The organism is Sutcliffiella sp. FSL R7-0096 (genome assembly GCF_038595065.1).
Lineage (GTDB): Bacteria > Bacillota > Bacilli > Bacillales > Bacillaceae_I > Sutcliffiella_A.
This window is the reverse complement of record NZ_CP152003.1, coordinates 4,437,262-4,452,338: the sequence shown is the minus strand read 5'-3', so window position 1 is coordinate 4,452,338 and position 15,077 is coordinate 4,437,262. Positions and strand designations below refer to the sequence as shown.

The window sequence follows — 15,077 nt, the reverse complement described above, 5'->3', positions numbered from 1 at the left end:
CCCTGTCCCTTCCTCCCTCAGGACAAGGAAGGCTACGGAAGCGATTCATCGCACGAAGAAAAAGCGCTAGCATTTTCGAGGAGTCTCTCACCTTGCACTTCAGTCAACAGGGTGAACCCCATTTCACAAAATGGGCCTTATTTTATAAATTTTATACCACAGCCAAAAAACGAAAAGGTCTACTTCGACTCGTAGACCTTTGGCGGTAAAATCTTCTTATTCTATTATAGATACTTTACGGTGGAGTTACAACCTTATGAAAGGTTGCCCAAATCATTCGATGGTGAATGTTTCCTTTGCTGAAGCGTGGTGGTTGGAGTCTGTGAAGAAAAATTCAATGGTGTATTCTCCAACAGCTAGGTCTGCTGTTACGTCGTCATAGGATACTGGGTATTCCAGCTTTTCACCTGGTGCTAAAACGACTTCTTTTATAGCTTGGGTGTACATCATCCCCTCGGACAGCTTTTTAACGACTTTGCCTGATTCATCGATGACCACATAGTCGTATTCCTGTCCGGAAGAAAAGGTGATTTCTGCATCCTTTTCTTGGTTGTTTATGACAGTGAATAGGAAGTCCTGATCTTTTCGCTCAATCTGTCCGTTGAGCTCCCCGTCTTTGTTTTCCTCTACTTTCATCTTCTCTTTCAATTCTTCCTTTGCCTTGTCCGATTCAGGGGTTTCTTCTTCATTTCCATCTGAAACTTCGCTGCCTGTAGAGGAGTTGTTTTCGACAGGTTCTTCCTGGGTGGAATTACCACTCGTTCCACATGCGGCAAGCATGTGGAACATTGTTAGAAAAAGTATTATTTTATACATGTCAACACCTCCGTTCATCAGATTAGTAATAGGGGAATGCACCATTCCTGCACTTGCTAACACTTTATATATACCATACCCCTCTTTGTAACTTTAGACGTTAAATTATATAAAAGGTTACAAGAGGACGGACTGGTCAGATGCCTCTTTTTGTAAATGTTTTACATTCGGGACATACAATGATAGTGCAAATGGTCTAAATCTGTAGAAAGAGGTGGAATTGATGAGAATAGTACTAGATGCTGGTCATGGCTATAGTACACCTGGTAAGCGAACACCTGATGGTATGAGAGAATATGAATTTAATAGGGTGGTTGCCCAGTATGCGAGGCAGGAGTTATTGCGCTATCAAGATGTGGAGGTCCTGTTTACCCATTCGGATGACAGAGATGTACCGTTGCAGGAACGTACAGATAGAGCTAACAGCTGGGGGGCGCGGGCGTTTGTCTCCATCCATGCCAATGCTTTCGGTAACGGGGGCTGGAATACTACTCAAGGGATAGAAACTTATACTCCAGTGGTCAACTCCCCTAACTCCGACCGCCTTGCCAACATGGTACACCGTAGGCTTATTCAAGCAACAGGACGGAGAGATAGAGGAATCAAATCCGCAAATTTCCATGTACTGAGAGAAACGAACATGGCATCGATATTGTGTGAATGCGGCTTTATGACATTCTATCAGGAAGCACAATTGCTCAAAACAGACAGCTACCGCAGAACCTGTGCGATTGCCATTGCAGAGGGATTGGTTGAATATTTCAACCTGAGACTCAAACCGTCACCACCGCCCACTACAAGGATCTATAGAGTCCAGGTCGGGGCCTTCCAAGCTAAGGAAAATGCCGACAACTTGGCAGCAGAATTAAATCGAAAAGGCTTTAACACGTTTGTGTTCAGAGAGCAGAATTTATATAAAGTGCAGGCAGGGGCCTTTTCCCAAAAAGAAAATGCGGATCGCTTGGCGTCAACGCTAAGATCACAAGGATATTCAACATTTATCAGCATATAAATAAAGGCCTCCGAACAGGGGCTTTTTTTAATTTCGACATTTTTTCTCCAAAATAAAGAAAAAAACAGGGAAAATGTACTTATTTATCGAATGAATAGGGGAGACAACTGAAATGGTATTTAGGGGGATATAGAAAGAATGAAATCTATTGATTGGCGGTCAAAAATAAAGAGTTTCAGCAATTTCATCTGCTTTGCACTTTCATTTTTATTCTTACTTTATAACATAAGTATTGTTGGGTTCTTCTATTTACTTATGACTTTTGGGGAAGCGCAGGGCACAATGATATATTCCATGATCAGCGTAGCGGGCATTCTATTGGTTGTCATTCCATTAGTATTTCGATTGACAAAGAGTAAATTTTATCATTTCGCATTGATTGGCTTGCACCTGATTGCCGCATTTTTACCGATCATCATGAAAAACATATCCGGGGTATTTGATAAAGTATTGTAATTTGTCGAACCGCTGGGCTTGTTGTTTTTCCCGGATAATGTAAAATTAAATTATAAAATTGTTGGGAGACTGAATACATTGAAAAAGGGAATGATCATTGCCCTCTTGTTTATCGTTGCAGGCGTTTCATTCATAGGCTACGGCCTATTTGAGAAGCTCAGCATGGATAGAAAGACGGAAGCGGCCTTAAGGGATGCGGTCGGAATGACAAAGGATAAGGTCGATTCAAAAGCGAGCCCCGATAAAAAGGATCGCCCCAAGAAGCCGGATGACTTTGCACCGGAGACAGGTGAGATTATCGGATTGTTGGAAATCCCAAAGCTGGAGGCTGAGCTTCCTATAGTAGAGGGGACGGATCCAGACGAACTTAAAAAAGGGGTAGGACACTATAAGGGAGCATCCTTTCCGGGTGAGGACGGCCAGATTGTCTTTTCGGGACACAGGGATACGGTATTTTTACGTCTAGGAGAGCTGGAGATGGGAGATAGATTTTTTGTTAGGATGCCTTACGGGGATTATATGTATGAAATTTATGATTCGAAAATTGTGGATGAAGACGACCGAACAGTCATCACACTGCAAAAAGAGAAAGAGGATTTACTTTTGACAACATGTTATCCGTTCACATTGACCGGGGCTGCGCCGGAAAGATATATATTGTATGCCAAACCTGTGGATACAAGATGAGGCACCTTTCGAGGTGTTTTTCTTTTGGGTTCCTATCGGCGATGCCCCTAGCTTTGAGGACCTTTCATATGATGGACGCTTTCAGGTATTGAAAGGGAATGCGGTCTAGATGCAAATACATACTCATGGAAAATGCTACTGTTAGTTAAAGGATTAATTATCATGAAGGAAATAACAAAAAAGAGGGCTGTCGATAGTTGTAACGGGTTCCGATATAGGGTGCAAAATGGTAAATCACATTAAGTTTCTAGCGTGGATTCTCATAAGAATTCACGCTTTTATTTTTATTGCTATATCAACATTTTACCTTCTTATATCATCATTTCTCTTGATAAATTCACATCGCTTTTCTTGAGGGTGACAATGCTTGTTGTTCAGTGTGATTATTTGTGCCAAAATAGTTGTGAAATAGTGTGTGAAATGGGGGGAAGCGTAACAATGAATTTTATCTTAGGAGCGTATTACATCATAACTCCTGTTGTAAGACCTGATTACAAAGATAAACATTTAATTCCAGAAACCATATTATCAGCTAGTGATTGTATTTGTGATTTCCACCCTGAAATTAATGCTTTATGGGGGCGCTCGAAAGAAGCAAAACAAAAATACATTCAACGCATAAATATATCTCAAAGCACCTATGAAGAAATAGAAAATTGGGTTGGAGATAATTTTGAAGGAGGAATTTTTGCATATCCACAGGTATTTACAACAAAAGAACTCGCAAAAGAATTCCTTTACAAATTTCTTTGCCATTTATCTGATGCTAAAATTATCGGGATTGGATTACCAGAAAAGTATGTTGATGAGTTTATCAAATATGAAGAGCCTCTTAACATAGCAGAAAACCAATACGGAATTGAAAAATTATTGTTAACCAGGCTCCCTATTGAAGAAAAGGAATCAAAATTTATTGGCTATGAAATCCTTGGATACGAGAACGGGGGATTTCACTCATATTTGTGTAATGGTTTAGAAAAAGACTTTAATGAACATTTTAAATTCACTTTGAACCAAAATGGATTTATACCTTCTCTTGAAGAAGCTGCCCGCTATTGTGGATATAGTAATGAAGAAGATGTAGGTACAGAACCTGTTTTATGGCTTCCTTGGGCGATATATGAATACATAAAATAAAAAGCATAGGAACCTATTGTTTCCAATGCTTTTTTGTATGTGATAGTTACTATGATTTGATAGGATTAATCTTATGCGGATTGATATGATTTTTCCTATGCTTGCACCTCAAAACTAACCCGTTACGATAGTTGGTAGTCCTCTTGTTATTTAGTGATTGCTTGCAACCTCTGAATCGAGTTCTAAATGTTTTTTCAGTTGGTTGGAGATAGCCAGGCGGTCTTCTTCCGGAACAATTAAATAATAAATGCTATTGATTCTTGTACCAGAGCCTGTCAGCTGATGTTGGGATAGCTCGTGACGGGCATCTTTATAGTTGGATTGAATGTCTACCATTTCGTTGAATGTAAGATTTGTACGTACACTGTTCCCCAATATATCTAAGATGTCATCAATCTTTGTTACGGAAGATATAGAAGCTCCTTTGTTGATAACGCCTTGAATGATATCCCGCTGTCTTTGTTGGCGACCAAAATCGCTGTCAACAGAACGCATTCTGGAGAAGCTTAGCGCTTCCTCTCCATTTAAATCAATTTCCCCTAAAGAAAATTGATGTCCATCTTGGCTAAACTCTAATTTGTTGTTTACAGTCACTCCGCCCACAGCATCGACTATATCCTTAAAGCTCTCCATATTTACCTGAACAAAATAATCAATCGGGATATCCAAGAAGTTCTCCACTGTAGCAATGGACATTTCTGGACCTCCAAACGCATAGGCATGGTTTATTTTGTCGTCGAACCCTTTACCAATGATTTCGGTTCTTGTATCACGAGGAATGCTTACCATCTGCATGGATTTGTCATTAGGGTTAACAGTGAGTACAATCATAGAATCTGAGCGGCCTTTGTCTCCAGGTCTTTCGTCTACCCCTAAGATTAAGAAGGCTAACGGGTCTTTCTTACTGAAATCTACTTCAGTTGTTCTTTTTTCCGAATTAGATCTTTCCAATGGTGTATGCATGGAGGTGGCAGCATTTTCTAGTGACTTATAAATACTAAAAGCAAAAACTCCAACACCAATGGTAGCGACACTTAAAAAACTGACTAATATAATGAACCATTTTTTCTTGAACATTCAGCACTCTTCCTTCTGTTAGTTATCGATATTCTTGATTATATGGTCAAATTGAATCTAAAACAATACATTTAAAGGAAAATGCTCCTTTTAATTGTAAGTTTTTGTAGAATTATTCTGTATTTTTGATTAAAAGTATTACTTTAGTTTTACAATCCGGGCTGAAAGTAGATTTTTTTAGGATATCAAACTATAATATTTCCTTAGGTGTCACTTGTGTTTTATAGAGTAATTCTATATATTTTAATTCACTATAAAGTTTAGTTATATCATAAAATAAAAAATCTCCATCACTTAAGGTATTTAACCAAGGAGGATAAATGGATTATGAATAGAAAAATAGCAGTCGTAGGACTAGGTTATGTTGGTTTACCAGTAGCGGTAGAATTTGGTAAAAACCATCCTATCATCGGCTTTGATATTAATGAAAATAGAATTAACACATTGAAACAAGGAACAGATTACACGAATGAGGTATCATCTGAAGATTTGGTGAAAGCAAATATTAATTTTACGATGAATGAATCAGAATTATCTAAAGCAGACTTTATCATTGTGGCGGTCCCAACCCCAATCTATAAGCATAATGTTCCAGACCTCACACCTTTGAAAAAGGCTTCTGAAACCGTAGGGAGAAACTTATCTAAAGGTACGATCGTAGTGTACGAGTCCACTGTTTATCCAGGAGCAACGGAAGAAGTTTGCTTACCGATTTTAGAAGAACAATCAGGATTAAAAGGTGGAGAAGATTTCTTTATTGGTTATTCACCTGAAAGAATCAATCCGGGGGATAAGGAGCGTACATTCAGAACGATCACTAAAATCGTATCGGGGCAAAATGAAGAAATTCTAGAAATAATTGCTTCTGTCTATAATTCCGTTGTAGAGGCAGGAGTGTATAGAGCTAGTACCATTAAGGTAGCAGAGGCAGCCAAAGTAATTGAGAACACACAAAGAGATTTGAATATAGCACTGATGAATGAATTAGCTTTAATCTTTGATCGATTGGATATTGATACAGATGAAGTGCTCCAAGCTGCTGGGACAAAGTGGAATTTTCTTCGCTTCTCACCCGGTTTGGTGGGAGGACATTGTATAGGTGTTGATCCTTATTACCTAACATCTAAAGCGGAAAGTGTTGGCTACCACCCAGAAGTAATTCTGGCAGGACGCAGAATTAATGAAAATATGGGTAAACACATCGCTACTTCCTTAATAAAAGAGATGATAAAAAAAGATATGAAGGTGCAGGGAGCGAAAGTCACCGTTCTTGGCTTAACCTTTAAAGAGAATGTGCCAGATCTAAGAAATTCACGAGTCATCGATGTAATCGATGAATTGAAGGAGTTCGGTGTTGAAGTACAGGTTACGGATACACATGCCGAAAAAGAAGATGCAATTAGAGAATACGGCATTGAGTTAGTGGATTATGAGAACCTACAACCGGCCGATGCAGTAGTATTCGCAGTTCCACATCAAGAGTATGTAAATAAAGGGTGGAGCCAATTTGCCGAACTATTGAAAGGTAGTTCTGGAGTAGTGGTGGATATTAAGAGTAAATTGGCAAAGGAAGAATGTCCGGAAAATGTGACGTTGTGGAGATTATAGAAAGTGAGAGGGGCTTGGAGTGCACAATTGCACCCAAGCTCTTTTTTTGTTTTGAAACGGATTTTCTTTCGAGGACTCCCCCTCCTCCTATAACAAAGTTTACAAAATATTTACACTGTATTAACATTATACTTACATGTAAAAGAAAGAAGGGTCCAGATTAGCAGAAGAAAGGAGGACGAGAATTCATTATGGCACTAGAGATTTTCAGCAGATATGAACTGAAGTACTTAATCCCCTTTGACATGTATTTGAAGCTTGTGGACGAAATGCAACCATACATGAGGTATGACAAATTTGGAGAAGAGGGAAAGTACAACATTATTAGTTTGTATTTTGATTCCCCAGATTATAAGGTCTACTATGAAACACGGAATAAATTAAATTTCCGACAGAAATTAAGATTACGGGTTTATAACGAGGTCACAATGGAGGATCCCGCTTTTTTTGAAGTAAAACAAAAGTATAAAAATGTTGTTAATAAAAGAAGGACGAAAATTACCCTGCAGGATGCATACCGCTATTTAAATCAAAGCGATTTATCCCTTCCACAGGATTTAAACATTTCCAATCCCCAAACAATGAAAGAAGTTCATTCCTTTCGCACTCTTTATCAATTGCAGCCGGAAGTGGTAGTGAGTTATGACCGCCAAGCGTTTCACGGTATTTATGATGAAGATTTAAGGGTTACATTTGATTATAATCTTATGTGCCGGTCTCATGGTTTGCGGATTGAAAATGGGCCGCTTGGAACAAATTTCGTAAATCCTGAACTTGTCATTATGGAAGTGAAGGTTACGCACAGTGTGCCGTTATGGCTTACAAGACTACTCAGTGACTATCGGTGCAAAAAGCAAAGTGTATCCAAATTTTGCACGAGCATCGACCTAATGGCAGAAGAACAAAATAGAAGCTCAACATTAGAGAATACAGCGGTCTATACCGGTTAAGGAGCTATTCCTATGAATAAATGGTTAACACTTTCACTACTATCAATATGTTTTCTTGGTGTGTTCGGGTTGGCTTTCTTTTTGGCGGCATCCCCTGAAAAAGTGACTACTAGTCTGCAAGAAAATGATGGAGCTCATATTCCTGAAAACACACCAGAAGAAAATGACCAAATCGGAAATCTTTATTTGACTATGAACGAGGTTGATCTCGACTACCTATATAGCAGGGATGCTAAAGACGATCAACGTATTCAAGCCATAGCGGTAGACGGGTCTTTAAAGGAACATAATGCAGAACTTAGGTTCAGAGGGAATTCTTCAAGAGGACTTCCGAAGAAATCGTTCAGTATTCGATTTGATTCACCAAAGGAGTTTATTTTTGGTGGGACACATATGAACTTGAATGCCATGTACACAGACCCTTCCATGATGAGGGAGAAACTATCATTTGATATGTTTCATGAGTTGGGGCTGCCTGCCCCCCGGACAAAATACTTCAATGTTTATGTAAATGGTAGTTTTGAAGGATTATACCTTCATATTGAAAGAATTGACGATCACATGCTTGCCCATTTCGGATTGAACCCTAGTGGGACATTGGTTAGGGACGAATTCAGACACAATCTGCAACTGGAAAATGTAGAGTCTTCCTCGATCTTCAGTTTTGATATTCAAACGGTAGAAAATAGAGCAGAGTTTTTGGAGCAAACCACCAATTATCGAAATAAGCCGGACTGGAAAGCTTTTTCAGAGTTGTTGGAATGGGTCTATCATACAGAGGCTGGCCCGGATTTTGTTAATGGAATTGAAGAACGGGTGGATACGCAGGCCTTTATCGACTGGCTAATCGTTCATTTTTTGATTGCTGATGTAGACGCTTTCTCCGATGACTATTGGATGTACTTGGATTCAGAAACAGACGAAGCCAAATGGAAACTGATTCCATGGGATAAAGACCTTTCTTTTGGCTCCCATTACCGTCAAGGGGCAGGGACGGGGAACCATTTCTTTGCCTATGAATCCCCAATCCAATCAAGGTTTGATAACCAATTGCTCCAAAAGTTTTTGGATACACCAGAGCTAAGAGCACAGTTAAATGAACGAATGCAATACTTGATGTCTGAAACCTTTTCGTCCTATTATTTTCAAAATAAAATGGATGAATTTTCTAACATCCTCGAATTAAACGGTGAACATACAGCGGAAAAGAAATTTATTTTGCATGAAAAGAACAGCATAGGCGAAAAAGGGCATGAGGAGTATTATAAAGAAAACATACTAGATTTCATTGAATTGCGTTATCAATATCTAACGCAATATCTTGAAGGACTTGGGACAGTGAAAAATACTGCCACCATAGATGTTACCAACGTCAAGGCTAGTGATGTACTTTACTTACGAGACAAAGAGGGTTGGGTAATCGGAAAAGTGGATGTGGAAAGTAATGAAAATGCCCAAAGCCTAACCGTTACAGTCCAACCGAGCAGCTCATCTACAGACATTGACCGTTGCTGGGTCATTGAAACTAGTGGTGGTAGTTTGAAAGGACAACTGACACTTTACTATCGAAACGATACAGGATGGATTGGAAAAGAAAACTGGTACCATGAGGACGTATCTATTGGTGAACAGTGGGACTTGCAGCTTGTTCAACTGGATGAAGCCGGTACAGTAAATACCATAATAGATTCCTATGTAAATCCATTCTCCAATAAAGTAACTAGTGTAAAGTCTATCGACCTGTCAGAAAAACAGGAATTCATACTGAAAAAACCATAGCAAGGAGGGGAGCCGATTTATGCAGAAAAAGCTAATGTTCATTATATTGTTACTACTCCCTCTACTGATTCTTTGGGGCATTATGTTCCAGCTCGCACCAAAAGGGATATATTTTGCAGATAAAAAAGTGGAAGAGGCAGTGCGTGAGGTCATCCAAGAGGACGGTCTCATCACCCAAGATCAATTAAAAACAATTGAAGAACTGGCTATCCGTGACGCGGGGATCGAGAATCTCGAAGGCATACATTTCCTTACAGAGCTCAAAACATTGGATTTGCGAGACAACCGGATAACTGACATTAAACCTATTGGGGGATTGACCAAACTTGTTGACCTAAATCTCAGGGGCAACCAAATCGCCGATATCTCGACTTTGACGAATTTCGAAGATCTCAGGGTACTCAATCTACGAAATAACCTAATAGAGGATATTTCTCCTCTTTCAAAAACAGCGTACTTAGAGGATGTTAACCTTAGACATAATCGAATTGAGAACATTGAAGCATTACAGGACCACGAATACTTAACCATCCGCCTTTACTTAGAAGGCAATCCTATCACGGACTACAGTCCGATTGACCATTATTATCCTTCTATTGAAGACAAAGACTTTTAATCGGAAGAGAAAGAAAGGTGACAAGCATGAACCAACTAATCGAAGAGTTTTCCAAACTCGCTAATCTAACCACCAAGCTTACGATTGTCCAGGCCTTCATTGCCATATTCCTGACCTTTGTCCTGACTATAATCATTACACAGGTCTATAAAAGAACACATAAAGGGAACAACTACTCTCAATCCTTTGTACATACCATCATCATCATGGGTGTGGTCGTTTCGGTCATCATGATTGTTATAGGTAATAACGTCGCAGTAGCATTCGGCCTTGTCGGAGCCTTTTCCATTATTCGGTTTAGAAGTGCGATGGCAGACCCAAAAGACATCGCCTTCATCTTTTTCGGAATGGCAACAGGAATCGCATGTGGACTGGGATTCTATCTACTTGCCATCCTATTCACAGTATCCCTATCCATCCTGATATACATCCTGTTCCTCTTTAACTACGGACGCAGAGGAGAAGCAACTAAAAGTCTGAAAATCACCGTGCCGGAAAACCTGCACTACGAAAACCTATTCGACGACATCTTTGAGAAATATCTCGAAACCTACAGTTTGCAAAAAGTTGAAACTACTAATCTCGGAACGATGATCCAAATGGAATACCTCATTAATAATAAGACGGATGTAAGTGATAAGGTTATCATTGATGAGATTCGAGAGCGTAATGCTAATTTGAAGGTTAGTATGAATTATGTGAGGTATGAGGGGAGGTAGTTGAAGAGAATTTAACTTCCTTATATTGGCCCGTATATCCATCAAACTATTAAATTAGAAATCTTCTCTTTAGTGAGGTCTACAGAAACTTTTTAAAGAATTTTCCTTTATTACATTTACATTACAATTCCAATCCTTTAGGATATATAGGGGATTAATTTATCAATTGGATTATATATAGTAGATTCTTTATATCAAATTTTAATGTACAACTTTGGAGGTACACAAAGTGAAAAAGATTAAAGTAATGACTGTCTTTGGGACTCGACCTGAAGCAATAAAAATGGCTCCTTTAGTATTAGAGTTACAAAAGAACTCTGAACATATAGAATCAATTGTCACCGTCACAGGTCAACATAGAGAAATGTTGGATCAAGTATTGGAAATATTTGATGTAACTCCCGACTATGATTTAAATATTATGAAAGAAAGACAGACTTTGATTGATGTTACTTCCAATGTACTTCATGGACTAGACAAGGTTTTAAAACAAGTACAACCTGACATTGTACTTGTTCATGGCGATACTACCACTACATTTGTGGCTGGATTAGCAGCTTTTTATAATCAAATTTCAGTTGGGCACGTCGAAGCAGGGCTAAGAACATGGGATAAGTACTCACCTTTTCCCGAAGAAATGAACAGACAATTAACGGGAGTATTGGCTGATTTACACTTTGCTCCTACTCAACAAGCTTCGATTAGCCTAATTAATGAAAACAAAAAAACTGAAAATGTGTATATAACAGGAAATACAGCAATAGACGCTCTAAAAACAACTGTGACGGAAAAGTATCATCATGAGGTGCTAGACATTATTGGAGACGACCGTATGGTTCTATTAACTGCACACAGAAGAGAGAACCTAGGCGAACCAATGCGAAACATGTTTAGAGCTATTAAGAGATTAGTTGAAGAATATAACGATATACAGGTTGTTTACCCAGTCCACTTGAATCCTGTAGTCCGTGAATTAGCAGATGAGGTATTGGGGAACGATTCCAGAATTCATTTAATAGAGCCGTTAGGAGTTCAGGATTTCCATAACTTTGCTTCACGTGCGCACATTATTCTGACCGATTCAGGTGGAGTGCAGGAAGAAGCTCCTTCATTGGGGACTCCTGTTCTAGTACTAAGAGACACTACAGAACGCCCAGAAGGTATTGAAGCAGGAACTTTAAAATTAGCAGGAACGAGCGAGGAAGGGATCTACATGCTAGCATCTGAACTTCTAACAGATGAAACAGTGTATGAAAGTATGTCTAGAGCATCTAATCCGTATGGAGATGGAGAAGCATCCAGGCGTATAGTTGAAGCAATTTTATATCATTTTAATATCAATAAATTAAAGCCAATAGAATTTGAAACTAGCACCTAATAAAATATATCCTCACTAACCTAAAATGGAGTGAGGATTTGTTTTGCTCAACATTTTTTGGTAAAAATTGATAGGTGTTTACATAAGTAAATGATTCGTTTACTATTGAATAAGAAAAATTCGACAATTTATCTAATTAAAGTATTTTAGTTCATAATCATTAATAGTAAATATTAAAAGTGCTTAAATCAATTTTAAGGCAAGTTACATTAAAAAGCGGAAAGCTAAAATTTTTAGGATGTATAGATAATGTAGTTTAGTTAATGAAGGGGAACAACGATGTCAAAAAGAATTTTATTAATTTCACAAAACTTTTATCCTGAAATAGGAAGCGCCGCTAACAGAATTAAAAATGTTTATAAGTTACTTAATAAACAAGGCTACAGTGTAAAGGTAATAACAACTGTTCCAGCCTATCCCCAAAAAAGTATTTATGAAGATGAAAAATTTTGGGATGATTCTGAAGTGAAGAGTAAAGATGTTCATAGAGTAAGTGTGAAAACTAGAAAATATTCTAGAAATATATTTCATAGGTTAATGTATTACTTAGAAATTGCTTTGAAAATGATGTTATATATTTTTCGGGACAAAAATAAGTACGATTTGATATTTGTTACTTCTCCAGCAATTTTTGTAGGATTTGTAGGCTTAATCGCTAAATATCGTTACAGAACTAGGATGTTTTTAGATGTTAGGGATTTATGGCCAGAATCTTTAAAAGGAGTAGGAGTGCTTGATAAATCTATTATAATATCTATCTTTAGCTATTTAGAAAAACTATTATACAATAAATCAGATGAAATTATAGTTAACAGTCTCGGGTTTGTTGAACATATAAGAAAAAAAACAAAAGACAAAAGTAAAAATATTATATTTATACCTAATGGAGCGAACCTCGAAGAATTGTATTCTGATATCCAAAAAGATAATATTAATGTTATTTATGCAGGAAATATAGGACTGGCTCAAGACTTTAATATAATAAAACTATTAGCTGAAAGATTATCAGAGTTGAATATTAGACTAGACATAATTGGTTATGGGATGAAAGTAAATAAACTTGCGAATTTTGTGAAAAACAACAAATTGAAAAATGTTTCTTTTATAAAGCCCATAACTCGTAAAGAATGTCTCTCTATAATATCAAATTATTACATAGGTATTGTAACCTTATGTGATAAAGAGGTATTTAAAACGGTTCTTCCTGGTAAAGTAATAGACTATATGACTTGTGGTGTACCTATTGTAGCATCAGTATCTGGAATATCAAAACAAGTTATCGAGGAACAAAAGACAGGGTTCGTAACTGATTCTCAGAATATAGATGAGATGATAGAAGGTATAATAAGACTTATTAACGAGAAAGAAATGTATAATCAAATGTCGAGAAATGCAACAAGATATATAGAGAAAAATTTTATTTGGGAGAAAAATATTAACAAATTAATTGAATTAATAGAAAAAGAACCTCCTAAAAGAAAATACATTAGGGGATTTACTAATAATAAACAGATGGGCAAGGTATGATAATTATGAATAAAAGAAAGAACGTATGTATGTTTGTGTGGAACCATTTTACAAATGATGCCCGTGTATTAAGGGAATGCACAGCTTTATCTGAAAATAACTATAATGTAGATTTAGTTTGTATAGAAGATCCAACTGATAAAACACTACCATTGTTTGAAGAACGTAGTGAGCATTTTAGAGTTCATAGGGTTAAAAGATATCCTTCTCTACTAATTAAATTACAAAAGTTTGTAGTTTTCTGCAAAAGTAATAAGGTTGCAGGCCTTTTAGCTCTATCAACTTATCTACTATTACTATATTTATTACCACTAATTACTATAGGTTTTTCTATCTTAATGTTGCTTTCTCTTAAAACGAAATTCAAAACATTATTAATTAGAACAAGTATTGTTATTCGTATGATTAAAAAGGGATTTGAAAAGAATTATGACATTTATCATTCCAATGACTTAAACACTTTAACACAAGGATACATATGTGCAAAATTGAGATTGCATAAAAAGTATCTTATTTATGATTCACATGAAGTTCAAACAAGTAGAACAGGCTATAACAGTAGTATTTATGCAAAATTGGAGTCTTTCTATATTAATAAGATTGATTTTATGATTGTTGAGAACCATACGAGAGCAATGTATAACAAAGAATTATATGGGTTTTATCCTAATGTAGTGCATAATTACCCATTCAATAATTTTGAAGTCTCAATAGAGAAATTTAATATACATGAATTACTAAATCTTCCTACCCAAGAAAAAATCTTACTGTATCAAGGTGGAATACAAACAGGAAGAGGTCTAGATAAATTAATTGACGCAGTTCCATACTTTCAAGAAGGTACGCTTGTATTAATAGGTGATGGCAAAATCAAACCGGATTTAATAAAGAAAGTTAAAGAGTTAAATCTTGAAGAGAAAGTAAAATTCCTTCCAAAAGTGCCACTGAACGATCTACCGAAATATACAAAAAATGCGTACATTGGATTTCAAGTATTAAATAATGTTTGTTTTAATCACTATTCTGCTTCCTCAAACAAATTATTTGAATATATGATGAGCGGTGTACCAGTAGTGGCATGTGATTTTCCAGAAATAAAAAAAGTTGTTGAGAATGAAAAAACTGGTATTACAATTGATTCTCATAACCCCAATGAGATTGCAGCTGCTGTAAATAAATTACTTTCTGACGTTAAATTAAGAAAAGAGTTAAGTGAAAATAGCTTGGTAGCCAGTTCTAAATACAACTGGGATAATGAAAAGCTTGAATTCTTAAATATCTACAATAATATATGCACCAAAAACTAAAAAAATGG

At 37.0% G+C, this 15,077-nt stretch carries 14 protein-coding genes; 12 read left to right on the top strand and 2 right to left on the bottom strand.

The genetic code is table 11. The features are described 5' to 3' along the window. Nucleotides 1-273: 273 nt before the first annotated feature. Nucleotides 274-816, bottom strand: coding sequence for a BsuPI-related putative proteinase inhibitor (locus MKY77_RS22860; protein WP_339147907.1), 543 nt, complete (start codon nt 814-816; stop codon nt 274-276). Between the two features lie 223 nt (nt 817-1,039). Between MKY77_RS22860 and MKY77_RS22855 the strand changes: the two genes are divergently transcribed. The 4 genes from MKY77_RS22855 to MKY77_RS22840 all read left to right on the top strand — a co-directional run bounded on the left by MKY77_RS22855 (nt 1,040) and on the right by MKY77_RS22840 (nt 4,108). Further along, the gene (locus tag MKY77_RS22855) at nt 1,040-1,828 is read left to right on the top strand and encodes an N-acetylmuramoyl-L-alanine amidase (RefSeq protein ID WP_339147906.1); all 789 of its coding nucleotides are present in this window, start codon (nt 1,040-1,042) and stop codon (nt 1,826-1,828) included. 138 nt (nt 1,829-1,966) lie between these two features. Further along, the gene (locus MKY77_RS22850; protein ID WP_339147905.1) at nt 1,967-2,284 is read left to right on the top strand and encodes a hypothetical protein; all 318 of its coding nucleotides are present in this window, start codon (nt 1,967-1,969) and stop codon (nt 2,282-2,284) included. A gap of 78 nt (nt 2,285-2,362) precedes the next feature. Beyond that, nucleotides 2,363-2,971 (top strand): class D sortase, encoded by a 609-nt coding sequence (locus MKY77_RS22845; RefSeq protein ID WP_339147904.1) that lies wholly within the window; start codon nt 2,363-2,365, stop codon nt 2,969-2,971. Nucleotides 2,972-3,409: 438 nt separating this feature from the next. Then, on the top strand, nt 3,410-4,108 hold the full coding sequence (locus tag MKY77_RS22840; protein ID WP_339147903.1) for a hypothetical protein: 699 nt from the start codon (nt 3,410-3,412) through the stop codon (nt 4,106-4,108). A 150-nt stretch (nt 4,109-4,258) separates the two neighbouring features. On the opposite strand, the gene MKY77_RS22835 is transcribed toward MKY77_RS22840, so the two are convergent. After that, nucleotides 4,259-5,185, bottom strand: a complete 927-nt coding sequence (locus MKY77_RS22835) for a LytR family transcriptional regulator (protein WP_339147902.1) — start codon at nt 5,183-5,185, stop codon at nt 4,259-4,261. Between the two features lie 327 nt (nt 5,186-5,512). Here MKY77_RS22835 and MKY77_RS22830 point away from each other — a divergent pair, with 327 nt between their 5' ends. From MKY77_RS22830 to MKY77_RS22795, 8 genes are all read left to right on the top strand, one after another. Beyond that, complete coding sequence (locus tag MKY77_RS22830) at nt 5,513-6,793, top strand: nucleotide sugar dehydrogenase (protein WP_339147901.1); 1,281 nt, start codon at nt 5,513-5,515, stop codon at nt 6,791-6,793. 191 nt (nt 6,794-6,984) lie between these two features. Beyond that, entirely contained in the window at nt 6,985-7,743 is a 759-nt protein-coding gene (locus tag MKY77_RS22825; RefSeq protein ID WP_339147900.1) for a polyphosphate polymerase domain-containing protein, read from the top strand. Between the two features lie 12 nt (nt 7,744-7,755). Next, entirely contained in the window at nt 7,756-9,522 is a 1,767-nt protein-coding gene (locus MKY77_RS22820) for a CotH kinase family protein (RefSeq protein WP_339147899.1), read from the top strand. A 19-nt stretch (nt 9,523-9,541) separates the two neighbouring features. After that, entirely contained in the window at nt 9,542-10,138 is a 597-nt protein-coding gene (locus MKY77_RS22815) for a leucine-rich repeat domain-containing protein (protein WP_339147898.1), read from the top strand. 26 nt (nt 10,139-10,164) lie between these two features. Next, nucleotides 10,165-10,857: a DUF4956 domain-containing protein gene (locus MKY77_RS22810; protein ID WP_339147897.1), complete on the top strand. Its 693-nt coding sequence runs from the start codon at nt 10,165-10,167 to the stop codon at nt 10,855-10,857. A 247-nt stretch (nt 10,858-11,104) separates the two neighbouring features. Then, a complete protein-coding gene (wecB, locus tag MKY77_RS22805; protein WP_339149894.1) occupies nt 11,105-12,235 on the top strand; it encodes a UDP-N-acetylglucosamine 2-epimerase (non-hydrolyzing) in 1,131 nt (376 codons plus the stop codon). Nucleotides 12,236-12,514: 279 nt separating this feature from the next. After that, on the top strand, nt 12,515-13,762 hold the full coding sequence (locus tag MKY77_RS22800) for a glycosyltransferase family 4 protein (protein ID WP_339147896.1): 1,248 nt from the start codon (nt 12,515-12,517) through the stop codon (nt 13,760-13,762). 29 nt (nt 13,763-13,791) lie between these two features. Further along, nucleotides 13,792-15,069 (top strand): glycosyltransferase, encoded by a 1,278-nt coding sequence (locus MKY77_RS22795; RefSeq protein ID WP_342515733.1) that lies wholly within the window; start codon nt 13,792-13,794, stop codon nt 15,067-15,069. The last annotated feature ends 8 nt before the right edge of the window (nt 15,070-15,077 follow it).